Raw genomic sequence first — 22,278 nt, 5'->3', positions numbered from 1 at the left:
TAACCGCATTCAACAAAGGAGACAGCTATGAGTAGCCCATACCCGAGAACCTTTTCTCATATCGGTATTTCAGTGCCAAACCTTGAAGAAGCTGTGAAGTTTTACACCGAGGTACTTGGTTGGTACCTGATTATGAAGCCCACAGATATCACAGAGGACAAAAGTGCTATCGGTGAAATGTGCACCGACGTATTTGGCCCAAACTGGGGTAGTTTCCGTATTGCTCACTTGTCGACAGGGGACAGGATTGGCGTAGAACTATTCCAGTTTAGCAATCAGGAAAACCCAGAAGATAATTTTGAATACTGGAAAACCGGTATTTTTCACTTCTGCGTGCAAGACCCTAACCTGGAAGAACTGGCGGATAAGATTGTGGCGGCCGGTGGTAAAAAACGTATGCCGGAGCCTCGTTATTACTACCCCGGTGAAAAGCCTTATCGCATGATTTATATGGAAGATCCTTTTGGCAACATTCTGGAAATTTACAGCCACAGCTATGAGCTGATCTACAGTGCTGGTGCCTACTGATAATAAGTACTCCAGAGTTCACTCAGCATCACTCGAACGATGCTGAGTGAAATGCCTATACAGAGCAATTCCCTATTACTTAATTTATTTTGGTATTACTCAATCGTTCTGGTCTGCTGTGATACTGACTACATTACGCAAAACCAACCAGGAAACCACAAAGGCCAAAATTCCACACACCGCAATTACCCCAGCAAGCGATTCTGGTGTTCCATTAAAAACCAAACTGGTTATCAGGATAGCTACAGCCCCGATTGATAACTGCATAGTACCAGCCAGGGCAGAAGCCGTTCCCGCTATAGGGCCATGTCTTTCCATGGAAAGAATAAATGCCGTCGGAAGAACCAAACCAAGAAACATATTACACACGATAAGCATGCATATCAGTAGTACGAGATGATCAAAACCGGCCTCTATTACTAAATACATAGTCACCGAGCTTATTACAAATCCAGTCACACCCCACTTCACCAGCTTCACCATCCCTAAACGGGCACCGAAATTTGCCGAAAATTGACTCGACAGGAAGAAACTAAGCGCATTCAGAGCAAAGGCGAGACTAAATTCGGTTGGGGTCAATCCGTAGTAATTCGTATATAGGAATGAAGCTGCCGCAAAAAAAGCAAGTACACTAGCGAAGCCAAACCCTCCTATACAAGTAAGTCCTATATAGATGGGGTCACGTAGCAATATCGAATAAGACTCAAGCAGCGCACCTATTTTAAATGGTATGCGCTTATTCACTGGTAAGGTCTCGTGAAGGCTTGTAATAGCAAGTATCAGACTTAAAAAAGTAGCAATGGATATCCCCCAAAATATGCTGCGCCAACCAAACGAAATTAATAGCAGACTACCAATTAATGGCGCCAACATAGGAGAAATTGAAAGGACAAGAATTGCTGTCGTGAGAAGGCGAGTTGCTTGAGTACCCGTATAAGAATCTCGAATTATTGCTCGGGGAATCGACATTACCGAGGCAGCACCCACCCCTTGCAGGAAGCGAAAGGCAATCAACCACTCGATAGTGGTTGCCAGGGCACAACAAATAGATGCAAAAGTAAAAACCAGCAAACCAAAATAGAGCGGCGGTTTGCGGCCAAACATATCGGAAGCGGGGCCATAAAAAATCTGACATACCCCGAACGCAATAAAATAGGCCATCAGCGTATAGGACGCGACCTGGGTTGAGGTACCGAGGGCCTTTGTCATCGCAGGCAATGCAGGCAGATACATATCAATGGCCATAGGACCAACAGAGCTCAAAAGCCCCAGGATCAATGCCATTTTTATAAAGCCTGAGTTCATCCACAGCCCCTATTGAGCCAACTCCACCTTGGCACCTCTACAAGACACCTCTCACAAATACTAAAAAGGGAGAAGGAAAGAATACACCGCGCTTGGGACCCTATGAGGCATGGATGCCGATTAGGAGCTTACAGGGATGTATTCACAGCGTGTCTCGAGTGCGGTGTATTCTTTCCTTCCACCCCAGTAGTAAGTTTCCTCATCCTTTTCGGACTGGCAGGTCAAACCTTAACCTTCAATCGTAGCAACTTAACTTAGGACCATAAGATCAGGGGAGTTAATGGCCCATGACGCTTCTATACCGTCTGCAGACGGTATAACTAAAGGTTTTCCAACCCTGACCTCCAAGCGTCCAAGGGGCTCCTGTGGTGCCCGGCACTTGTTCAGCGCCTCTTGGTGGAAAAGCCCTGTCATTCTAGCAACTGTGGTAGCTCAGGAAGTTTTGCCTGGCCTGCTGGCTGCTACCAGCCACAAGCCCAAGCGGCACCCGCTTTCCCCACCAACAAGACAACGTCGCCGCCTCCCTTTAAGCTCTAGGCGCCCAATTACCCCGCGCGGCCGCCGTCAGCGACCCTATATCGCCAATACCCCCTGTTGGATTATCACTCTGCAACCAAACAGTGATGACGTTGATCTATTACTCAGCGCCGGGAAAATGCAGCGACTGCATATCAACACGATTGAGGGGATTGATGGGCGCTCAGGCATTCCGGAACTGGAAGATGATGAGCATATCGCAAGTAACGTCACCCGGTGGCGCCACTTGTGCGAACTCAAAAGCTCCGAAATTGGATGCTATCTCGCCCACTTGAGAGCAATTCGCCGGGCATACCGCTCCGGCTTGGACCGGGTCTGTATTCTGGAAGATGATGTACAGCTAGAACCCTCATTTGGCCGCGTCTTAGCGGAGTTAGAGCAACTCCCTGAAAATATCGAGATGATTCGACTGATGGGACTTAAAGTCCGCAAGCGAAAAGTCGTGCAAACCTTGAATGACGGTGTTCATCAGTTAGTACGACCAGAGCGGGGGTGGTGTGGGGCACAGGGATATTTGATTAACCGGCGCGGTATGGAGAAAGTCTTAAAATATGCCAGCCGTATTTTCGAACCCATCGACAAGGTATTCGATCACTTCTGGCAATTTGATCTAAAACTGTATGGCGTTGAACCCCACCTTCTGTGGGAAAACGAACACATCTCCAATATTGTTAAATCCAATATCCACCGCACGAAAGTCGCCCGGTGGCTCTATTGGCTGCACCCTTTCGGAAAACTCTGGCGCAGTGTGGGCAGGCACTTTTATTTAAGGCTCCACTCAAAAGAGTTCTATCCAGCAGAAAAACCCACACAACGCACAGGGCGTACGGCGCGAATTAAATCTTAAGAACCCTGCGATCAATTCTCCCAATAACGCTGCATTTTTAAAAACATAAAAGAAGCGGTCCAGGTAATCATTACCAGTCCCGTAAGGGCTTCGAGGCCAGCAGTAAAACGCAGATGTCCCAAGGGCTCGATATCACCGAAACCCAGTGAGGTATAAGTGGTGAATGAGAAATAGGCGCAATCCAACAGGCTGCCATTAAAGTTGCCCACCAAAGTACCAAAATAAGGCGAATTCACCATAAAGTAGTAGCAGTAGGCAAACAGCCATATTTCAGCCACGTGGGCGATCAGTGCGCCAAACACCCCCAGGACAATCGCCAGGTTATGCTTGATCGGAATCCAGCGGCCAATCCGGGCAAGGGCACTCAATACTTCGTGGTGAATCAGGACGACGGTGGCGACAACTATTGAATTCACCACAAAAGCAAATGCCAGATCAGCGTCGATCATGAAAGAACTCGCGCACTAAATTGCTTGCCTCTTCCGCCATGACTCCCGACTCCACCGTAATCTTGTGATTGAAAAAGTTGGCTTGTGCCAATTCCAGCTGGCTCTCAACAACGCCGGCCCGGGGTTCGGTAGCGCCGTATACCAGCCGCCCTACCCGCGCATGTACCATTGCGCCAAAGCACATAGTACAGGGCTCAATCGTCACATATAAAGTGGTGTTTGGCAGGCGGTAGTTTTGTTGTTTATCTGCCGCTTGCCGCAGGGCTACGATTTCCGCATGGGCACTGGGGTCACAATTCCCAATCGGGCGATTACTGCCCTCTCCTATGATTTTTCCATCCTGGACCAAAACCGCACCTACCGGTACTTCACCGCGCTCAGCAGCGAGTTGTGCAAGCTCCAGGGCTCGCCGCATAAATCCAAAGTCTCTGGGAGTCGCCATAACGCTGCTCTATTACCTCTACCTAGCAAATGCCTGTTATTTATGTTTAATAAAACGACGAATAACAAAGTCCGCTTCCAGCTCCAGGCTGTCGCGCTCTTCGAGTTTCTGCCGTTCTTCACGGTTGCCCTTCCAGGCAAAAGGCGTCATAGCGAGAAAATCTGCAATGGCCTGCTTGCCCTTCAATACGAAAGGGAAACAGCAACGCATATCGACTTCCGGCGTCAATTTCTCAATCACTTTGGGTGCGGGATGTTTACGCGGCTCTTTATAGAGGTACTTCTTTAGTGACCACAAGTGATCAGGGCCAGGGGATACGTCTACCAAATGGCCACCGGTTTTGATTACCCGCTCCATTTCATGATCGGGGGCTGGGGCAAAGATCTTCAGCAGGTTATCCACCGACTCCGAAACCACCGGCAAATTCACATTGCTGGCAACCACAAACTGGGCGCCACTGTCGCGCTTGGCCGCCATACGCACGCCGGATTTTGAAATGTCGATACCGGAAAGGCCGTGACCATGCCAGCCAGCGGACTCAAGCTCCCGCAGGTAATACCCCTCACCGCAACCGATATCCAATAAACGGCGGCCGGGCTTGTAGGGCAAGAGCGCCGAAATACTATCAACCAAAGGCCGATAGTAACCGGCGTGAAGAAAGCGCCGCCGCGCGTGAAGCATCTCCGAAGAGTCACCGGGATCTTTGCGGCGCTTGCGATAAACGGGCAACAAATTGACGTAGCCCTCACGCGCGCGATCAAAACTATGTCGATTGGTACAGTGCCAAGTATCTTTTCCTAGAGTTAAGGGGGCAGCACAAAGCGGGCATTGCCAAATCATTCAACTTCCTGAGTGTGTCTATTCTCTTTTACAAACGAGCGCGAAGACCGCTGCATAATCAAATCTGCCGCCTTCTCCGCAATAGCGATCACAGGCGCATTGGTATTGCCACTGATCAGGGTGGGCATTATGGAGGCGTCCACAACCCTCAGTCCATCCACACCGTGTACTTTTAGCTCGCTGTCCACTACAGCCAATTCATCACTCCCCATTCGACAGGTACCTATCGGATGGTAGATGGATTCTGCATGCTGGCGAATATAGTGGATGATTGACTCTCTATCACTCAACTTCTGCTCTGGGCGCAAGGACTTTTTCTTGTAGCGACTCAGTTCCTCCTGAGCGAGGATATCCTGTGCCATTTCAAATGCTTCCACCATTACCTGCAGATCCTCGGGCTCACTCAGGTAGTTGGGTTCAATTCTGGGCAGTTTGCGTGGATCGGTGGAGTCCAGAGTGATCTCACCGCGACTCTTAGGCCTCAAGGCACAGGCGTGAAGGGAGTAACCGTAGCAAGTACGCTTATTAAACCCGTGCTGGAAAGTCGGGACTGCCGTCATGTGGAACTGAATATCCGGGTTGCCCCCCGCCAGACTGGAACTGGCAAAGCCCCCCGCCTCGGCCACATTGCTGGTTAAGGGCCCTTTATTTAAAAAGATCAGTTCTGGCAGGCGCATTGCTGTGAGAAGCTTTGGCCATAGTGCCTCGGAAAAGCTAACCGCTTCAGAGGCTTCCACTACTTGGATGATATCCAGGTGGTCCTGTAGGTTTTTCCCAACACCGGGAAGATGCGCTTGCGAAGTCACTCCAGATTTACGCAATTGGTCCTGATCCCCAATACCGGACAGCATTAATAGCTGTGGCGACTGGATAGCACCGGCACTTAAAATCACTTCCTTGTTCGCCAGGATTTTAGTGCCATCAAGCAATTCGACGCCGGTCGCTTTCTCTCCCCGGAGAATAATCCTCGCCACCTGACTGTTGGTACGAACATGTAGGTTAGAGCGGCTGGAAACTGGGTGCAGATAAGCTGTAGCCGCAGAGCAGCGGCGCCCGCGCCGTTGGGTTACTTGGTAAAAACCCACGCCATTTTGCTGGCTGCCGTTGAAATCGTTATTCGGCCGGTGTCCCAGGGACTCAGCTGCGCGTAAAAAAGCATGCCCCGACCGGGTTTTCCACTTTAAATCCGAGACCGACAGAGGGCCGTAGCCACTGTGGTGCGCATCAGTACCCCGTTCATTGCCTTCCGACATTAAGAAGTAAGGCAACAAACCTTTCCAGCCCCAACCGGGATTACCCTCTGCTTCCCAGGCATCGTAGTCATCACTATTACCACGGATATAAACCATGGCATTTATAGAGCTACTGCCCCCGAGGGTCCTGCCCCTCGGCCAAAACAGTTTCCTGTCATTCAGGTGCTTTTGTGGCGTGGTATGGTGGTGTAGGTTATAGCGAGTACCCGGTAGTAACTCGCCAATACCGACAGGGATGGAGATCAAGGGGCTCCGATCTTTAGGACCCGCCTCCAGAAGACAAACTCGATTCTGCTCTTCGGCACTGAGCCGATTTGCTAAAACACAACCGGCGGAGCCGGCACCTACGATCACATAATCAAAAATCATTTGAGTGGACATGGGACCTCAGCACCTTTGTAGCTGGATGGTCCACTGACGGTACACTCAAGCTGTGAATAATGACAGGCTGGAGGTCACCCAAGCATGCCCAATTCCGAATTCAGTGATGATCAGGTACTCACCTGCTGGCATAAGAATGCTCATGAGTGGACTAAAGTAGTAGACAATGCCGCCATTCCCAGCCGCCGACTGATCACTGATGCCGCCATTGTCAGCACAATCATGGCGTACCAACCTACGAGTATTTTAGATATCGGTTGCGGTGAAGGCTGGCTCAGTAGAAAACTGGCGGAGCAAGGTATTCGAGTCTGTGGTGTCGATGGCGTTAAAGATTTAGTGGATATTGCCAGCGCTCGAGCAGGCGCCAATGAGTCCTACCGGCGATTGCAATACGAAGAAATTTGCGCCGAAAAACTGGAACAGCAGTTTGAACTTATCGTGTGCAACTTCTCCCTCATCGGAAAGGAATCTGTCGAGCAACTATTCAGCCATGCACGCGAGTTAATGCTGCCCGGTGGGTACTTTGTCATCCAAACTCTTCACCCCCATCAGGCCTGTGGTAATGAGCCCTATCGAGATGGATGGCGCCCGGGATCTTGGGAAGGTATTGACGGAGATTTTGAAGAGGCCGCTCCCTGGTATTTCCGCACCCTGGAAAGTTGGGTCCAGCTATTTCGCAACAACAGCTTTGCCATAGAAGCGATTTACGAACCCAGAGCCGATAGCCAACCAACCCCATCCTCACTGATTATTTGTGGGAGAATTTTGCGGTAGCGCATTTTGGAACTCTTTCCTGGCACCTAAGCCCCGATCCGGTGGAAAGAGGAGCTATTCAAGACAATTTTTTCATCAGCATTGGCACAGAAATACCAAAACAATAATAAAAAAACATTGGCGGGCTCCTGCTCACGCTCGCGACCACTTAGACAAAAATGAAAAAGTATCCATTTCATGCGGCCTCCAAGGAAAGAGATGACTTTTTCGGACTGTCCAGTAAGTGGAGTTGCATCAGCCGCCTAATTAATTCGAAAAAATGCTTTGTTAAGGGTGACCCATAATAAATTCAACGACCGCTTGCGGCCATCGAAATGAGAAGTTGACACCCAGGGGTAAACAGAATGCTACTCTGCAGTTTCCGATTCAGCGCCAATCAACTAGTGCCAAAAACCGTTGGCCTATTTCTTCTGCCCGCGTGCTGCGTCTGTTCTGCCGATGAGTTATTTATCCCGGATTCCCATGAAACCCTGAATATGGAATCCGGCAGTCTGTTTTTCTCCGACAGTGCATTTGCTATGGATAACGAAGCACTGGTCCAGGCCGCCGAGTACTTGCGCACCAATAGTATGAGCAACGTACAGCGACGCCTGAATTACCAGTGGCTGCAGATGCACACCAATCCAGATAAGTTTAAGCCCCTGAAAGGTGGCAAGGCATTATCCAAAATCCTGCGAATGGGCCTAGAAACGTACAAGACACAGAACTCCCGCGCCGCACGTACAGGGTTGCTCCGTTACACCAACAACGAGGGCAAGATTGGCAGCTCGGTGGACTACGGCATCTCTCTGTCCGACGACAAATTCAAGTTCTCTTTTGAGCTGGAGTTTTAGGGAGCCCCTGAACTCAGGCGCGCTACCTCTCCTTCCCCGTTTACAGGTTTGTTAGAATCTCCGCCACTTAAAACCGGCGGAGATAACCGTGAGTAGCTCGAACACCCCCAAATCCTTTCCTGAACTCCCTGTTGCCGGGGTGGGTCCACGCCTGGCCGCACTGCTCTACGACACCCTGATACTTATGGGCCTACTGGTGGTTTACGGCTTTATCGCGCTGATGGTTGCCTCTACCGTGGTGGGCCTCAACTGCCAGCCCGAGGCAAATGACTACAACCCCTGTGTCAGCGGACCATTCTTCCAGCTGGGCGCTCTAGCGGTTATCGTAGGGTATTACTTCTGGTCCTGGAGGGCTGCGGGTCAAACTGTGGGGATGCGCGCCTGGCGTCTGCTGCTGGCGAGCCCAAACGGAGCCCAGCTCACTTGGCGCCAGTGCATCCTTCGCGCCATCGTAGCGCCACTGTCTATTGCTTGTTTGGGACTCGGTTACTTCTCTGCCTGGGCCAGATCCGACAAGGCCACGTGGCATGACCTTATCTCCGAATCCGAGGTGCGCGTACTTCCCAAGAAGTCTAAAAAGTAGAAGGCCAGGGGCCCTAACGGGCCCGCTGCAGTAGATACCATCCCGCGCCAAAGCACAGCAATATCGGTAGTAACACCGCGAGGAAAGGCGGGAAGCCAAATACCAGGGAAGATGGCCCCAGCATATCCTGGACAAACTGGAACACCAGGCCAACCACCAATCCGGTAAACACACGCAGTCCGGTGGTTACTTCCCGCAGAGGGCCAAAAATAAAGGAGATCGCCACCATCACCAGACTGGCGATAGTGAGAGGCTGCAATACTTTTTTCCAGAACTGCAGCCAGTAGCGACTGGAGTCTTCCCCCTTGCGATCGAGGAATTTGCCGTAAGCCCACAGACTGCGCGGTGACAGGTCCGCTGGCAAAGGCACCACCAAAGCGAATAACTCAGGCGAAATCTCCGCCTTCCATTCGGTCGTAGGCAGTACTTCACTCTCGGTATGCTCACCGGTGAAGATGGTCGTGCGGCTATTCTCCAGCTCCCAGCGCTTGCCATCAAAATGGCCGCGTTCAGCAAACTCCACCTGCTCCAGTTCTCGATCAGCACCGAAGTGGTAGCGGGTAACACCGTAAAGTTCACCATCCGGCAGTGCCGCATTGAAATGAACAAACTCGCCGCTGTCTTTCAGCCACAGGCCACTTTCCAGACCGCTCGCCTCCAGCTCACCCAATGCCCGGGCTTTGTCACTCTCGGCAATTACATTGGTCTTGGGAATAACAAATTCCGCCAGGCCCAAGCCCAGTAAAATCAGCAACATAATGGGCTTCATCACCGCCCAGGTAATCCGACCGATTGAGACTCCGGCAGACCGCATAACGGTCAGCTCACTGGTACCTGCCAATGAACCCAATCCCACCAGACATCCAACCAGGGCGGAAAAGCCCAGCTGTTCATAGATACGCGCCGGCAATGTCCAACCCACATACTTCAGGGCATCGATAAAGCCGTAATCCTTCTTCAGCTCCCCCAACTGGTCCACTAATGCAAAGACCACAGTGAGGCCAAGAATAATCATCAGTGCGCCACCCACAGCAACAATAACGGTGCGGGCGATATATAAATCGAGCTTACTCACCTGGCGACTCCTTCACACCCTCGGGCAAACGCTTGGGCGGCGCCTTGCGCCAATTTCTTCCCGCTAACAACAGCAAGCCGAGCAGTAGGAACGGCGGGTGAACCAGCCAGATCATTGCCGGATTGGAAATCTTGCCGTCCTCAATCGCCCCCCTGACACCCTGCAGGATTACCAGGTAGGTGATATACAGCAGAATGGCCGGGATCATCTTCGCAAAACGCCCCTGGCGAGGGTTGGTACGGGATAATGGCACTGCGAGTACTGCAACCACCAATACCAATATCGGAAGGCTGAAGCGCCAGTAGAGGTAGGCCCTCTGTTGCGGATCATCGCCTTTAAGAAGATCCAGGGTTGAAGCCGATTCCATCTGGTCCTGCAAGCGGCTGCGCTCGCGAGGCACCTCCAGAATCACCGAGTAACTGTCAAATTTCATCTGGCGGTATTCCCGCTCACCGGGAACACCCTCATAGCGAAAACCGTCGCGCAGTACCAAATAGCGCAGGCCTGTCTCAGGATCTATCTCCTGTACACCTTCACGAGCGCGGATGACAATCTGCTGGTCTGCCTCAGTTTCCTCTTCCGCACCACCCAACTCAGCCAGGAACACCCCCAACATGGTGGACTTGTCCTCGCTCAGCGCATCGGCGTAATAAACCGCGCGGCCGCCCTGGGAGGACACAAATCTTTTTGGTACCAGGTGATCAAATTCGTTGCGCGCCTTTTCTGCATTTAACAGGCTGGTGGAACGCTCCATACCTGCCGGAGAGAAATACAGGCTCATGGACGCCACCACCAGCGCCAGCATCAGTGCTGGAATCATGGTATAGCCCAGCAAACGCCAATCGCTAAAGCCACAGGCGTGCAGAACCGTCATTTCACTTTCTATATAGAGGCGGCCATAGGAGAGGAGAATCCCCACAAACAGGCCCAGCGGTAATACCAGTTCCAGGAATCCCGGTAAACGGAACCCCATCAGGGAGAACAGGATATTCGCCGAAATATCACCGGCGGCAGCTTCCGCCAGGTATTTCACGAATCGGCCGCTCATCACAATTAACAGCAAAATTGCGCTAACCGCTAGCGTGGCAAACAGCAGCTCGCGGCAGAGATAGCGAAAAATAATCACAGGGCGAACAAATTCCTTGGTGACAGCGGTGTGATGGTGTCTGAATCAAAAACGAGCAAGTTTCCCTCTAGGTACAGCAATCCACAGGCAGGCGGGTTAAACTTGTGCGACGCATTATCACTAAAAATTCTTGCTATGTCTCGGCCTAGAGACATGCAATCTATTGTCAGATTTTAAGGAAAGCGAAAAATGCAGTTCTCCGCCAAGGTTGCAGATATCAGTAAACAACGCAGCGCCTGCTCTATTATTTCAGCAGATGCCAAAAATAACCTCAGCGAAAGTGGAAAAAGCCTGGATAAATTGACTGGGGGAATGATTGCAAAAATCCTCAAGCGCGGGGACTTGGGGGCCAAATCCGGCAGCATCCAGCTGATCAATCTTATCGACGTTCCCAGCGAGCGCGTTCTGGTCGTACGCACCGGTAAAGGCACCATCAGCCAGGCGGAATTCCGCAAGCTGGCAGCCAGCAGTGCCAATGGAGTAAAGAACTTTAAAGAAGCCGCGAGCTACCTCTGCGAAGTAGAGGTTGAAGGTGCCGATAATCGCTGGAAAGCACAGCAAATCGCCATGGCCGCCGGTCTGGCAAGCTATCGCTACACCCTGTCCCGCACCGATGCTAAGCCCCTGCCCCTGGCGAAATTCACCATCCACGCCCCAGAGAAAAAGCAGCTGAAAGCTATTCAAGGCGGCATGGAAGTGGGTGCCGCTCAAGCACTGGGCAGCAATGTCGCCCGTGATTTGGGGGATCTCCCAGGCAATATCTGTACCCCCAACTACCTGGTTGCCCAGGCGAAGGCACTGGCTAAAAAACACGCAAAGCTTACCACCAGCGTGTTGGACGAAAAGAAAATGAAAGCCCTGGGCATGGGTGCTTTCCTCAGCGTCTCCAAAGGCAGCGACGAGCCCCCCGCCCTGATTGCCATGAACTACAAAGGTGGCAAGGCCAGCGAAAAACCTGTGGTATTGGTCGGCAAAGGCATCACCTTCGATAGCGGCGGCATCAGCATCAAGCCGGGCCAGGCTATGGACGAAATGAAATACGACATGGGCGGTGCCGCCAGTGTCTTCGGCGTAATGAACGCCCTGGTTGAACTGCAGCCTTCTATCAACGTAGTAGGCCTGGTTGCCGCTGCTGAAAATATGCCCAGCGGCCGCGCCAGCAAGCCCGGTGATGTTGTGACCTCCATGTCCGGCAAAACCATCGAAATCCTCAACACCGATGCCGAAGGCCGCCTGGTTCTTTGCGATACGATCACCTACGCAGCCAAGTTCAAGCCCAGCGCAGTGATTGATATCGCCACCCTCACCGGTGCCTGTGTTATCGCCCTGGGCCATCACGCCACCGGTCTCTACGCCAATAACGAAGAACTGGCCAAGAGCCTTCTCCAGGCCGGCGAAACTACTGGCGACCGCGCATGGCAAATGCCACTGTGGGACGAGTACCAGTCCTCCCTGGATTCCAATTTTGCCGATATCCAAAACATCGGTGGACGCGAAGCCGGTTCAGTAACCGCTGCCTGCTTCCTGGCGCGTTTTGCCAAAGACTACAAGTGGGCACATATGGATATTGCCGGTAGTGCCTGGAAGTCCGGCGCACAGAAAGGTGCAACCGGCCGTCCGGTTCCTCTACTGGTTGAATATCTACTGGGCAAATAAGTAGCCAAAGCGCACAATAGCCGCCGGCACCATCGGTGCCCGGCCGCCGGGCGGTCCATTAATTAATGGGCCGCTTTTGCTTTTGGCGGCGTATCAATATGGCCGGGATTATTTGACCAGTATCTGAAATGACTCGCATTGATTTCTATATTCTCTCTTCCGACCAACCGGAACACGCCGATGTTTTTGCCTGCCGCCTGGCTGAGAAAGCCTTCCGCGCGGGTATGCGTGTATTAATCGCGGTGGACGACCCGCAACGGGCGGAACAGATGGATCAACTGCTATGGACATTTCGCGAGGACAGTTTTCTGCCCCACGCCCCGCAAACTGAAAACCAACAGGCGCAAATAGAAATTAATAGCGGAGAAGACCCCGCAGATCACCACGGCTTACTGATCAATCTCTGCTCCAAAGTACCCAAATGGTTTAGCCGCTTTGAACGCTTGGCAGAAGTTGTGATCCAACAACCGGAACCATTAAAACGGTCCCGATTGCGATTTGGTCACTTCCGCGATCGCGGATATCCGTTACAATCCCATAAGATCAATTAGAGCCTCTAACTACGTCCGAGAGTCATGTCCGGCAAAAAAAACAAACACAAGCACCGCGGACAGCAGCGCAAGCAGCCCAGTGAATTTCTGGATGAACTTAATTCACTGCACAACTTGCTTGTCACCGACGAGAACAATGAAGAAATCCCCGTGCTCAGCCAGGTGGCCAAGCAGGGTAATCCTGTAACCCCAGAGCCCCCCACACTTCCCACTATTGCCGACATACCAAAACCCAGTGGGACACCGGCTACCAGTGAGTTCGAAGATATCGACACCTCACTGGAAGATATCGACCTGCCGATTTTATTTTCACCGGTTGAAGAAGAGATGCTGGCCCAGCAATCCCTGTCGCTGGCAGAGTCTGACCTGGCTCTATTGCGCCCGCTTCAAGAGCTGGCTGTAGAGGATGAGGAACCACAGGCTTCCGCAGAAACCGGGCAAATCGAAGAAGAGCCCGTTGAAGATAAACCGGTTGAAACACCGTTAGAGCAGAATTCCCGGGAAACCAAAGCTGAAGTTTTCCCAAAGGCCCAACCGGAGAGACAGCCCGAACCGCAGCCGGAGCCCCGAGCGGAAAATCCGTTCCTGCCAAATCACATTCGCTCCCGCCTCACCGGTGGACGGCCCCTGCCAGCTGAAGAAAATACCCAAGTAACCGAAGCCCCAGTGCCCCCGGCCCCGGAAGTAGAAGCAGAAGCTCCAACAACAGTGGCCCCAGCCCCTGAAGCCAAAAAAGAAGTTGAACTTCCAAGCACTGAGGCCCAAGCCGCCGAAGAAGATCCGGCCGCAGACCCTGAGCCCTCCGCCAAAGAGCGCCAGCGCCAGGAGTTGATCGAACAACTCGTCGCCCAGCAGCTGCCCAAACTGGAGCGCCGCCTGCGCGCCCAAATAGAACACGTGGTCGACGAGCTCGGCGTTTGGGATTAAGAGGCGGCCTAAGGGAGCCTCCGAATAACTCCCTAAGCTCAAATACCGCCTTTTTCCCACCAGACCCCGGCGGTATAATTGCCGCCTTTTCCGCGCAGCCCGAGCAAGCACCAGACTATCCTGAGCCAAAACGCTGTGCACGCAGTCAGTTAAACACAAGGTTTCCCGCCCGCATGGACAAAACATACCAGCCCAACGCCATCGAACAGCAGTGGTACAAAACCTGGGAGGAGAACGGCTACTTCAAGCCTTCCGGGGATACTGAGGCCAAGCCCTACAGCATTATGATCCCGCCGCCGAACGTCACCGGCAGCCTGCATATGGGCCACGGTTTCCAGGAGTCCATCATGGACGCCCTGATTCGCTACCACCGCATGCAGGGAGACAACACCCTGTGGCAAGTGGGCACCGACCATGCCGGTATCGCCACCCAGATGGTGGTAGAGCGCCTGCTGGGCGCCGAAGGCATATCCCGCCACGACCTGGGCCGCGACAAGTTTATTGAGAAGGTCTGGGAATGGAAGGAAGAGTCCGGCGGCACCATTACCCGCCAGCTGCGCCGCCTCGGCGCCAGCCCCGACTGGTCCCGCGAACGCTTCACCATGGACGACGGCTTCTACAAAGCGGTGCAGGAAGTCTTTATCAAACTGTATGAAGACGGCCTGATTTATCGCGGCAAGCGCCTGGTGAACTGGGACCCGAAATTCCACACTGCGATCTCAGATCTGGAAGTATTAAACGAAGAAAAGCAGGGTCACCTGTGGCACTTCCGCTACCCGCTCTCCGATGGCTCCGGCCATCTAGTAGTTGCCACTACCCGCCCGGAAACCATGCTCGGCGATACCGCCGTAGCCGTACACCCGGAAGACGAGCGCTACCAGCACCTGATCGGCAAGACCATCAAGTTGCCCCTGGCGGATCGCGAAATCCCGATTATTGCCGACGAATACGTCGATCGTGAATTCGGCACCGGCTGTGTGAAAATCACCCCAGCCCACGACTTCAACGACTACGAAATGGGCCAGCGCCACAACCTCGAGATGATTAACATCCTCGATGCCGACGCCCACCTGAACGACGCAGTGCCGGAAAAATACCGGGGCATGGAGCGCTTTGCCGCGCGCACCCAAATTGTCGATGACCTGGACGCCCTCGGCCTGCTGGAAAAAGTAGAGCCCCACACCCTCAAGGTGCCTCACGGAGACCGTTCCGGCGCCGTGATCGAGCCCTGGCTCACCGATCAATGGTACGTAAAAACCCAGCCCCTGGCCGATGAAGCCATCGCCGCCGTTGAAGATGGCCGCGTTGAGTTCGTACCGAAAAACTACGAAAACATGTACTTCTCCTGGATGCGCGATATCCAGGACTGGTGTATTTCCCGCCAGCTGTGGTGGGGCCACCGCATCCCCGCCTGGTACGACAACGAAGGCAAAGTCTACGTTGGCCGCAGCGAAGAGGACGTGCGCGAGAAGCACAACCTGGGCGCCGACATCAGCCTGCGCCAGGACGACGACGTACTCGACACCTGGTTCTCCTCCGGCCTGTGGACCTTCGGCACCCTGGGCTGGCCAGAAGATACCGAAGAACTGAAAGCCTTCCACCCCAGCTCCGTACTGGTCACCGGCTTTGATATTATTTTCTTCTGGGTCGCGCGCATGATGATGCTGACCCTCTACTTCAAGAAAGAAGTACCGTTTAACACCGTGTACGTACACGGCCTGGTGCGCGACAACCACGGCCAGAAGATGTCCAAATCCAAGGGCAACGTGATCGATCCTATCGACCTGATCGACGGTATCGACCTGGAACCCCTGGTAGAGAAGCGCACCTCTGGTCTGATGCAACCTCACCTACGCGAGAAGATCGAAAAGCAAACCCGCAAGGACTTCCCCGAAGGCTTCTCTGCTTTTGGTACCGATGCCCTGCGCTACACCTACTACTCGCTGGCTTCCACCGGCCGCGACATCAAGTTTGATGTGGGCCGTATCGAAGGCTTCCGCAATTTCTGTAACAAGATCTGGAACGCCTCCCGCTACGTTCTGCAAAACTGCGAAGAGCACGATTGTGGGCAGGATGGCAGCACGGATTTCGAACTGACTATCGCCGACCGCTGGATTATTTCCCAGCTGCAGCGCACCGAAATCACCGTACGCGAAGCCATGGATACCTACCGCTTCGACCTCGCCTCCCAGGCCCTGTACGACTTTATCTGGAGCGAGTACTGCAGCTGGTACCTGGAGCTGTCCAAGCCGGTACTGTGGGACGACAACGCCTCCGACGCAGTGAAGAAAGGCACCCGCCGCACCCTGATCCGCGTACTGGAAACCATTTTGCGTCTGGCCCACCCGCTGATGCCGTTTATCACCGAAGAAATCTGGCAGCGTGTAAAAACCCTCGCCGGTTCCAACGGTGACACCATTATGCTGCAGCAGTACCCAGAGGCCGACAGCACCAAGATCGACGAGGAAGCGGAAGCGGCTGTTGCCTGGTTGAAGCAGGTTATTGAAGGCGTGCGTAATATTCGCGGTGAAATGAATATTTCCCCAGCGAAGAAAATCCCACTGATCCTGCGCGGTGGTTCCAGCCGTGACCAAGAACTGCTGGAGCAAGCCCGCAGCCTGTTGATCAAACTGGCGAGCCTCGAAGAAATCACCTGGCTGGAAAGTGGAGAAGCTGCACCAGCCTCCGCCACGGCCCTGGTAGGCGATATGGAATTGCTGGTACCCATGGCTGGCCTGATCGACGTTAAAGCCGAGAGCGCCCGTCTACAAAAAGAGATTGATAAACTTTCCAAAGAACTCGCACGAGTTGAAGGCAAACTCAACAATCCTAAGTTTGTAGATAAAGCTCCAGAAGCCGTTGTTGCCAAGGAAAAGGACAAGCTCGCGGAAATGAAAGGTGCTCACGAGCGTTTGCAACAGCAACTTGAGGAAATCAATAACCTGTAAGGGTTCTGGTAATCCGCTCCGATAAAAAGCGGATCTGACTTAAAAAAGGGGGCTCTGCCCCCTTTTCTTTTTTTTTGATATAAATCAAGCAACCCCTTCTTGCCCTAGTGCCTTTCGATTTTCTATCAACTTCAGAACCCGAATATGTGCTCAATGTACCTGCTTCGCTTATGGATTTGCCAGCTTTAAAGTCAGCTTTACCGAAGTGGTATACGACCTAAAGCGAGGTGAAACGCTTCAGGCACCGCCCAATTTTCAAAACCCCTAAGTACCAGTTAAGAAATCAACATGATTTCCAATCGGTTTGACTGTTATTTTTTATACAAAGATTCTGATTGATTGAAAACTCTAGGTCTAATAGTGAGTTAGAGAAAAACTATTCATTGGGGATAGTGACCAAAGTAATTATTTTTGAACTTGGGACAAGAGTTCCGGTTTGTATGTGATTTATTGATCCCTCAAGGTTCTTACGTACTTCTTCGTTAGATTGATTCCAGAATAGTAATCATCATAATAGTGGTCAGAATGATTACTATATAAATGCCATGTTTCAAATAAGGGGAAGTCATAAACTATGAGTTATGAGCAAATCACAGACCTAAAAGAGATTGAGTCAAAGTTACAAAGTCTCGGTTGGGAACTTGATGCATGTGAGTATGATGATGAAGATGAATTCGAAGAAGTATTAGACCGACTATATCCGGGTGAGGTGAAAAAGGTAGCAAAACGTGCTTCTGAACTTGGCTCTGTAAAGGGGATGCACTTGTACGGTCGAATGCTAGGAGATGAAGCTAGAAAACTCAAGGAAGACGGAAAACCGTACAAGGATTTACAGACGAAAGCCAGAGAGCTAGTTTTTTACGCAGCCAAAGGTGGTTGCTGGGGGGCTATGGATGATTTAGGAACTGAGCATACTGAAGATTTAGGGCCGCAAATGTACGAACAGCTTGCGTTTATCCAACTCTCCGGTCAAGACCCATTGGAACATGTTGAGTATTGTCGAGAGTATCTCAATATGAACATTACCCAGGAAGAAATAGACAAAGGTGTAAACCTATATAATGAGTTACACGATCACATGGAAGTAAATTCTATACAAAAGGAAAGTTGTAACTGTATTTTTCCATAGCAAATCATAACAAATGGTTGCAGTACGTTCCGCTGAACCTGGCATTAACTACACAAGGAGAAGTAATGAGCATTCGAGGAGTATTAACCCGGTTCGCATTAACTTATATAACACTGATTTTCATCGTAGGGTTTACACTTAATTATTTTGGCCTTAGCAGTAGTAGCGGCGTAAATATCGGAATATTATTAGGCACGATATTTTGGGTATGTTCTTCTTTTGCTAATAAGAATCGTCGCTATTTCAATAAAAGTGAAAAAACCAGGGTAGTGATTGGCCTCATCACAATTAACATGGTTATTCAAGCTATTTTCGGAGCTATCGCACTTTCCGAATCTGGTCATGAAGTAAGCGGTTCAGTTCTTTTGTTCTCAGTTGCGATTATCGGAGCTATTCATGCAGTCGCTATCTATTTCTTCGTAGGGTTTGCGAAAAAAACACTAATTAAGCAAGGCATCATAGAGAGTTAAGAAGACCAGCCAGAGGGACGTTAAAACCTCCGCTTCGCTTTGGTTTTGCCTCCCCTACTGGACACGCCAACGCGCGCCCTTGCTTAGGGCGCTCCGTAATCTCAACCAACTCCATCCCCCAGCACCCCCTCCTTTTGCAAACGTCTATAGATTTCCTCACGGTGAACGGGTAAAGATTTGGGAGCACGTATGCCTATCTTTACTTGATTACCCTTAACTTCCAACACCGTAATTGAGACGTTAGCTCCAATCCGTAAGTTTTCGCCCGTCCGGCGCTTTAAGATCAACATATTTGCTTCCTATGAATACTCAATTCATGCGTAGACCTCCCTTAATGGAAGGGTTTGAAAGTAACTATTAAGGAAGTATCAGGTGGAGCGCGAGAACGGTAGGCATAAAGGTAGAAAAGGCAGATGCAACGCTTCCAGAGCCAGGGGACATGCCCCAACCTACTGAATGAACTCCACTTTATTGAAGACGAGCGGGTTTCTAGCGTATGATCCATATAGCCATTTTGATAGTGATGATATCAATTTGGTTAGCTGGCCCCAGGTGTTAGCGCACCTTGGGTCAGCGCCTTTTACTTACTTTTACGTCACGCTACCGTTCTCCTTTGAGGGAAGGGTTTTTAGAAAATTCTTGATTCTCTCGAGTTTCTTGGACCGCTTTGCTCATCGGCCTTCAGAAGGCTGTTCAATGACGACCCAAATATCGATAAATATCCACCGATTTTACGCAGCTTTGACACTAAAACAAACTGAATAAAATCCAATAAGATTATTTTTGTGCCTATATTTTTGGTGGTTCAGGCTTTGAAAAGTTTCAGTTGCGTATAAAAATGGTTGTTAAGGTTGGTACTCTTCCCTCGCCTTTCACTTTGCAACCAAGAAACAATAGATCATCCCTAGCGACCTCATTTTGCTGTCTTTATATACAAACTGTTGTTTTTCTGTACCTTCTATCTCGAAGTTCAAGAGCAGCCGCACATATCTACTAGAATAATTTTCCACCATTGTTGGCTAGAGGGGTTACCCTATTCTTGGGATATATTGTCTAGTGGTATAATGCGGCTGCTTTTGAATACGCTGTTATGCGATTAAGGCTATCGCTAAAGAATTAACTACTGAGTAGGCTTCATGGTAGAAGTAGAAGAAAAATACGGATTTCCACTATTTGCAAAATCTTCATCGGTTGTGAACTTGGGAAAAAACGAAAAGCTTGTTATCTCTGACATATGGTCTTTCTGGGATTATGTTATCAAGAAGGCGACCACAGATAAAAAGGGTGAGGATTTTCTACGATCTTTGCTCGAACAGGCAAAGCACTTTTATCAAACTGCAGAAGGCAGCCCAGTTAAGAGTCAGCCCCTTCTTTATTATTACTCTTTTCTAAATCTATCTAAGATTATGATCAACCTGACAGGTACTTTTGGACCAAATAAAATGTACATGCATGGAATGAAGGAAAATCATAATCACAAATTTATATACTCTGAAATTGTAAAACAAAAACAAAAACATCTGATTGTACAAGTCGCACATGAGTTGGTTTCATTGTTTGACTCCAATATGCCAACTAACGACCTTACATTGAATGCTAAAGATATTCTCAATCACTGCGTTGGTGTTCATCGAGCATATAGTGAAATTTATAATCAACCTGAAATATTTGTTCGCATTAAGACTAGTGGGCTTTATAAGCACGGAAAAAAGTTAATTTTTAAAGCAATTTTGCAATGCAGTCAGCCACAGAAAGCTGAATTGATAGCTAGAGGTTACGATATATCAACGGATGATAATGGAAGCATTATCTATACAGAATCATTAACTATGAGCAGCTACCAGCCCATTAGAGCTGATTATTCCGACCTTTCGAAGAAAATAAAAAGCAAAGGCATATGGTATTTTATTGGCCATAACGGATACACCATGTATTTGTCTACCTGTCCAGACAATAGATATAGCCAAGAGTCAATCATCTATATGATGATGTTTTATTTAGGATCAATAACTCGTTATCATCCTTACATGTTCGATAAAATATTCTCGGATAAAGAGCAGTGGTTAATGAGCGAGTTTCTTAGCACTCAGCCAAAACAGTTTTTATACCTAGCAACTGCCAATGTTCTAGGCCAAAGTGTAATGAAAGCGTATGCGAGTTTCTAAGCGCATAACTGTAGTGCTCTACTAAACCCGGACACCAATTTAGTACCCATTAAGGAAAAGGATTTTCAACATCAGAATTGGGCAAGAACAACCATACAAAGACAAGAACGTACGCCAGCAAAGCTGGCTGGGCCTACATTCCGCAAATTCACTACTTTATTTCGGCCCCTGTTGGTGGCGTTAAGGCTGTAGAAAAACTAATGTATGTCTTTGCTTTCTTAGGTGTGATCAAGTATTAACCACACATGGTGGTTCTACGTGAATTCTGATTTAGCTTTCACTGATGAGTAGGCTATTTTTCACGTAGAAGTACAATACGAAAAGAGGGCTGAGTTTTTCTACACCCTCGCTATCCGTGAAGCTTCAGACTTAGTCAGCAATGAAATAAGCCTATATAATTACTTAAGAATACCTAAAAGAATGAAAGAAAGATGAATCGCCAAGACTGTCAAAAATCAATTATCAACTCGCTAACTTGGCTTTCTACTCAGGTAGGGGTATACAACAGACTGAATCTTACGGACATAAACGTCCACTCTGAGAACTTTTATCGAGATTTTTTGAATTTGGCCTTTGGTTACAACTTAGTCAACATAAACATTATCGATCCCAACGCTGCCGCAATAGATCTTGGCGACGAAGGAAATAAGCTTGCAATTCAGGTTACTTCCACATCAGCACTTACCAAGACAAGGCATACCGTTAGCAAGTTTATTGAGAAAGAATTGTACGAAAAGTACGACCGCCTAGTAATTCTAAACATCGCGTCAAAAACAACACACACTGTCCCAAGTGTTGGTAATGGATCTTACAGTCTTGACACCAAAAATGATATATGGGATATAGGTGACTTGGCAGTAAAGGTAAATGGCTTGCAACTTTCAGAGATTCAGGAAATTAGCAACTTCCTGAATCAGCAGCTTTACCTAAAGCCTACTGAAAAACTTCCACGCAATGTGGAAACTATCTTGCGGCTAATTGAACTAATCAGTGACGAAGAACACCCTGCCGCTGGCGAAGGTTTTCTTGATGAGCCCTTTCCAGATGAAAAGATTAATAAACGCTTCTCAGATCATGCAGAGTTCCTAAAGCAGGAATTCCTTACTCTCTATCAAGATTACGGCGCTGTTCTTGATTCGGTCGAACAAGAATCGGACCTAGGTCAGGTTAAGCTCCGTCGAGTTACACAGCACTTACGATTATACAGCGACAAGGTTTTAAACGAATGTGATGGGGACCCACGAAAGGCACTTGCACAGCTAATTGATGGCTTCGTCAGTATGTTAAATGAAAACGGCTTTGAAGCTGACACTGGTGCAGCACAGTTTTATATTGTTAAGCACTTAATTAAGTGCAATGTCTTCCCAAACAAGGAAGAAAAATATGGCTAACTTGTTCACAAAAGATGAAGACTTTATGAAGTCTGCCCCATATATTGGGTCAGAAATTTTGAAGCAAC

The 22,278-nt window shown here is 49.9% G+C and carries 22 protein-coding genes; 13 read left to right on the top strand and 9 right to left on the bottom strand.

Annotated elements, in window-relative coordinates; all coding sequences use genetic code 11:
* Nucleotides 1-27 precede the first annotated feature (27 nt).
* Nucleotides 28-528, top strand: a complete 501-nt coding sequence (locus ACG1BZ_RS05075; protein ID WP_413664656.1) for a lactoylglutathione lyase family protein — start codon at nucleotides 28-30, stop codon at nucleotides 526-528.
* Between the two features lie 99 nt (nucleotides 529-627).
* Here the strand turns inward: ACG1BZ_RS05075 and ACG1BZ_RS05070 are convergent, their stop codons facing one another.
* On the bottom strand, nucleotides 628-1,833 hold the full coding sequence (locus ACG1BZ_RS05070) for a multidrug effflux MFS transporter (protein WP_413664655.1): 1,206 nt from the start codon (nucleotides 1,831-1,833) through the stop codon (nucleotides 628-630).
* Between the two features lie 280 nt (nucleotides 1,834-2,113).
* Between ACG1BZ_RS05070 and ACG1BZ_RS05065 the strand changes: the two genes are divergently transcribed.
* Nucleotides 2,114-3,217 carry a glycosyltransferase family 25 protein gene (locus ACG1BZ_RS05065; protein WP_413664654.1) on the top strand — a complete coding sequence of 368 codons (1,104 nt, stop codon included), beginning with the start codon at nucleotides 2,114-2,116 and terminating at the stop codon, nucleotides 3,215-3,217.
* Nucleotides 3,218-3,228: 11 nt separating this feature from the next.
* Here ACG1BZ_RS05065 and ACG1BZ_RS05060 read toward each other — a convergent pair whose 3' ends face one another.
* Genes ACG1BZ_RS05060 through ACG1BZ_RS05045 form a run of 4 tightly spaced genes read right to left on the bottom strand, consistent with a single transcriptional unit; the run spans nucleotide 3,229 to nucleotide 6,582 of the window.
* A complete protein-coding gene (locus ACG1BZ_RS05060; RefSeq protein ID WP_192879377.1) occupies nucleotides 3,229-3,666 on the bottom strand; it encodes an ion channel in 438 nt (145 codons plus the stop codon).
* A complete protein-coding gene (gene tadA / locus ACG1BZ_RS05055) occupies nucleotides 3,653-4,108 on the bottom strand; it encodes a tRNA adenosine(34) deaminase TadA (protein WP_413664653.1) in 456 nt (151 codons plus the stop codon). Before tadA ends, ACG1BZ_RS05060 begins: the two co-directional genes overlap by 14 nt.
* Nucleotides 4,109-4,144: 36 nt before the next feature.
* A complete protein-coding gene (locus ACG1BZ_RS05050; RefSeq protein ID WP_413664652.1) occupies nucleotides 4,145-4,948 on the bottom strand; it encodes a putative RNA methyltransferase in 804 nt (267 codons plus the stop codon).
* Nucleotides 4,945-6,582, bottom strand: coding sequence for a GMC family oxidoreductase (locus ACG1BZ_RS05045; protein ID WP_282933980.1), 1,638 nt, complete (start codon nucleotides 6,580-6,582; stop codon nucleotides 4,945-4,947). The genes ACG1BZ_RS05050 and ACG1BZ_RS05045 overlap by 4 nt, the downstream gene beginning before the upstream one ends.
* Nucleotides 6,583-6,666: 84 nt before the next feature.
* Here ACG1BZ_RS05045 and ACG1BZ_RS05040 point away from each other — a divergent pair, with 84 nt between their 5' ends.
* The gene (locus ACG1BZ_RS05040; protein ID WP_413664651.1) at nucleotides 6,667-7,356 is read left to right on the top strand and encodes a class I SAM-dependent methyltransferase; all 690 of its coding nucleotides are present in this window, start codon (nucleotides 6,667-6,669) and stop codon (nucleotides 7,354-7,356) included.
* 26 nt (nucleotides 7,357-7,382) lie between these two features.
* Here the strand turns inward: ACG1BZ_RS05040 and ACG1BZ_RS05035 are convergent, their stop codons facing one another.
* Nucleotides 7,383-7,535: a hypothetical protein gene (locus ACG1BZ_RS05035; RefSeq protein ID WP_413664650.1), complete on the bottom strand. Its 153-nt coding sequence runs from the start codon at nucleotides 7,533-7,535 to the stop codon at nucleotides 7,383-7,385.
* A gap of 165 nt (nucleotides 7,536-7,700) precedes the next feature.
* On the opposite strand from ACG1BZ_RS05035, the gene ACG1BZ_RS05030 reads away from it, so the two are divergent.
* Together ACG1BZ_RS05030 and ACG1BZ_RS05025 are read left to right on the top strand one after the other, a co-directional pair.
* The gene (locus ACG1BZ_RS05030) at nucleotides 7,701-8,189 is read left to right on the top strand and encodes a hypothetical protein (RefSeq protein WP_413664649.1); all 489 of its coding nucleotides are present in this window, start codon (nucleotides 7,701-7,703) and stop codon (nucleotides 8,187-8,189) included.
* Nucleotides 8,190-8,277: 88 nt separating this feature from the next.
* Entirely contained in the window at nucleotides 8,278-8,772 is a 495-nt protein-coding gene (locus tag ACG1BZ_RS05025) for an RDD family protein (protein ID WP_413664648.1), read from the top strand.
* Nucleotides 8,773-8,785: 13 nt separating this feature from the next.
* On the opposite strand, the gene lptG is transcribed toward ACG1BZ_RS05025, so the two are convergent.
* Both lptG and lptF read right to left on the bottom strand, forming a co-directional pair.
* Nucleotides 8,786-9,847, bottom strand: a complete 1,062-nt coding sequence (lptG, locus tag ACG1BZ_RS05020; RefSeq protein ID WP_413664647.1) for an LPS export ABC transporter permease LptG — start codon at nucleotides 9,845-9,847, stop codon at nucleotides 8,786-8,788.
* Nucleotides 9,840-10,973, bottom strand: a complete 1,134-nt coding sequence (gene lptF, locus ACG1BZ_RS05015; protein ID WP_413664646.1) for an LPS export ABC transporter permease LptF — start codon at nucleotides 10,971-10,973, stop codon at nucleotides 9,840-9,842. Before lptF ends, lptG begins: the two co-directional genes overlap by 8 nt.
* A gap of 189 nt (nucleotides 10,974-11,162) precedes the next feature.
* Here lptF and ACG1BZ_RS05010 point away from each other — a divergent pair, with 189 nt between their 5' ends.
* The 6 genes from ACG1BZ_RS05010 (at nucleotide 11,163) to ACG1BZ_RS04985 (ending at nucleotide 18,654) form a co-directional block, all read left to right on the top strand.
* Nucleotides 11,163-12,629: a leucyl aminopeptidase gene (locus tag ACG1BZ_RS05010; RefSeq protein WP_413664645.1), complete on the top strand. Its 1,467-nt coding sequence runs from the start codon at nucleotides 11,163-11,165 to the stop codon at nucleotides 12,627-12,629.
* 128 nt (nucleotides 12,630-12,757) lie between these two features.
* A complete protein-coding gene (locus ACG1BZ_RS05005; protein WP_282933987.1) occupies nucleotides 12,758-13,180 on the top strand; it encodes a DNA polymerase III subunit chi in 423 nt (140 codons plus the stop codon).
* 24 nt (nucleotides 13,181-13,204) lie between these two features.
* Nucleotides 13,205-14,107: a hypothetical protein gene (locus tag ACG1BZ_RS05000; protein WP_413664644.1), complete on the top strand. Its 903-nt coding sequence runs from the start codon at nucleotides 13,205-13,207 to the stop codon at nucleotides 14,105-14,107.
* A 173-nt stretch (nucleotides 14,108-14,280) separates the two neighbouring features.
* On the top strand, nucleotides 14,281-17,055 hold the full coding sequence (locus ACG1BZ_RS04995; protein WP_413665848.1) for a valine--tRNA ligase: 2,775 nt from the start codon (nucleotides 14,281-14,283) through the stop codon (nucleotides 17,053-17,055).
* 574 nt (nucleotides 17,056-17,629) lie between these two features.
* Complete coding sequence (locus ACG1BZ_RS04990; RefSeq protein ID WP_413664643.1) at nucleotides 17,630-18,184, top strand: hypothetical protein; 555 nt, start codon at nucleotides 17,630-17,632, stop codon at nucleotides 18,182-18,184.
* Between the two features lie 65 nt (nucleotides 18,185-18,249).
* Complete coding sequence (locus tag ACG1BZ_RS04985) at nucleotides 18,250-18,654, top strand: ABZJ_00895 family protein (protein WP_413664642.1); 405 nt, start codon at nucleotides 18,250-18,252, stop codon at nucleotides 18,652-18,654.
* A gap of 101 nt (nucleotides 18,655-18,755) precedes the next feature.
* Here the strand turns inward: ACG1BZ_RS04985 and csrA are convergent, their stop codons facing one another.
* Nucleotides 18,756-18,944: a carbon storage regulator CsrA gene (gene csrA, locus ACG1BZ_RS04980; protein WP_413664641.1), complete on the bottom strand. Its 189-nt coding sequence runs from the start codon at nucleotides 18,942-18,944 to the stop codon at nucleotides 18,756-18,758.
* 846 nt (nucleotides 18,945-19,790) lie between these two features.
* On the opposite strand from csrA, the gene ACG1BZ_RS04975 reads away from it, so the two are divergent.
* Together ACG1BZ_RS04975 and ACG1BZ_RS04970 are read left to right on the top strand one after the other, a co-directional pair.
* On the top strand, nucleotides 19,791-20,819 hold the full coding sequence (locus tag ACG1BZ_RS04975; protein WP_413664640.1) for a YaaC family protein: 1,029 nt from the start codon (nucleotides 19,791-19,793) through the stop codon (nucleotides 20,817-20,819).
* Nucleotides 20,820-21,250: 431 nt separating this feature from the next.
* Nucleotides 21,251-22,210 carry an SMEK domain-containing protein gene (locus ACG1BZ_RS04970; protein WP_413664639.1) on the top strand — a complete coding sequence of 320 codons (960 nt, stop codon included), beginning with the start codon at nucleotides 21,251-21,253 and terminating at the stop codon, nucleotides 22,208-22,210.
* Nucleotides 22,211-22,278 lie beyond the last annotated feature (68 nt).

The organism is Microbulbifer sp. CNSA002 (assembly GCF_047324085.1).
Lineage (GTDB): Bacteria > Pseudomonadota > Gammaproteobacteria > Pseudomonadales > Cellvibrionaceae > Microbulbifer.
Note: the sequence above shows the minus strand (reverse complement) of the source record. Positions and strands in the feature narration are given on the sequence as shown.

Coding starts and splice junctions, on each gene's coding strand:
- tadA (WP_413664653.1), bottom strand. CDS start 4,108: ATGGCGACTCCCAGAGACTTTGGATTTATGCGGCGAGCCCTGGAGCTT.
- ACG1BZ_RS04995 (WP_413665848.1), top strand. CDS start 14,281: ATGGACAAAACATACCAGCCCAACGCCATCGAACAGCAGTGGTACAAA.
- ACG1BZ_RS05035 (WP_413664650.1), bottom strand. CDS start 7,535: ATGAAATGGATACTTTTTCATTTTTGTCTAAGTGGTCGCGAGCGTGAG.
- ACG1BZ_RS05070 (WP_413664655.1), bottom strand. CDS start 1,833: ATGAACTCAGGCTTTATAAAAATGGCATTGATCCTGGGGCTTTTGAGC.
- ACG1BZ_RS04970 (WP_413664639.1), top strand. CDS start 21,251: ATGAATCGCCAAGACTGTCAAAAATCAATTATCAACTCGCTAACTTGG.
- ACG1BZ_RS05050 (WP_413664652.1), bottom strand. CDS start 4,948: ATGATTTGGCAATGCCCGCTTTGTGCTGCCCCCTTAACTCTAGGAAAA.
- csrA (WP_413664641.1), bottom strand. CDS start 18,944: ATGTTGATCTTAAAGCGCCGGACGGGCGAAAACTTACGGATTGGAGCT.
- ACG1BZ_RS05000 (WP_413664644.1), top strand. CDS start 13,205: ATGTCCGGCAAAAAAAACAAACACAAGCACCGCGGACAGCAGCGCAAG.
- ACG1BZ_RS05040 (WP_413664651.1), top strand. CDS start 6,667: ATGCCCAATTCCGAATTCAGTGATGATCAGGTACTCACCTGCTGGCAT.
- ACG1BZ_RS04990 (WP_413664643.1), top strand. CDS start 17,630: ATGAGTTATGAGCAAATCACAGACCTAAAAGAGATTGAGTCAAAGTTA.
- ACG1BZ_RS04985 (WP_413664642.1), top strand. CDS start 18,250: ATGAGCATTCGAGGAGTATTAACCCGGTTCGCATTAACTTATATAACA.
- ACG1BZ_RS05075 (WP_413664656.1), top strand. CDS start 28: ATGAGTAGCCCATACCCGAGAACCTTTTCTCATATCGGTATTTCAGTG.
- ACG1BZ_RS05065 (WP_413664654.1), top strand. CDS start 2,114: ATGGCCCATGACGCTTCTATACCGTCTGCAGACGGTATAACTAAAGGT.
- ACG1BZ_RS05005 (WP_282933987.1), top strand. CDS start 12,758: ATGACTCGCATTGATTTCTATATTCTCTCTTCCGACCAACCGGAACAC.
- ACG1BZ_RS05060 (WP_192879377.1), bottom strand. CDS start 3,666: ATGATCGACGCTGATCTGGCATTTGCTTTTGTGGTGAATTCAATAGTT.
- ACG1BZ_RS05030 (WP_413664649.1), top strand. CDS start 7,701: ATGCTACTCTGCAGTTTCCGATTCAGCGCCAATCAACTAGTGCCAAAA.
- ACG1BZ_RS04975 (WP_413664640.1), top strand. CDS start 19,791: ATGGTAGAAGTAGAAGAAAAATACGGATTTCCACTATTTGCAAAATCT.
- ACG1BZ_RS05010 (WP_413664645.1), top strand. CDS start 11,163: ATGCAGTTCTCCGCCAAGGTTGCAGATATCAGTAAACAACGCAGCGCC.
- ACG1BZ_RS05045 (WP_282933980.1), bottom strand. CDS start 6,582: ATGTCCACTCAAATGATTTTTGATTATGTGATCGTAGGTGCCGGCTCC.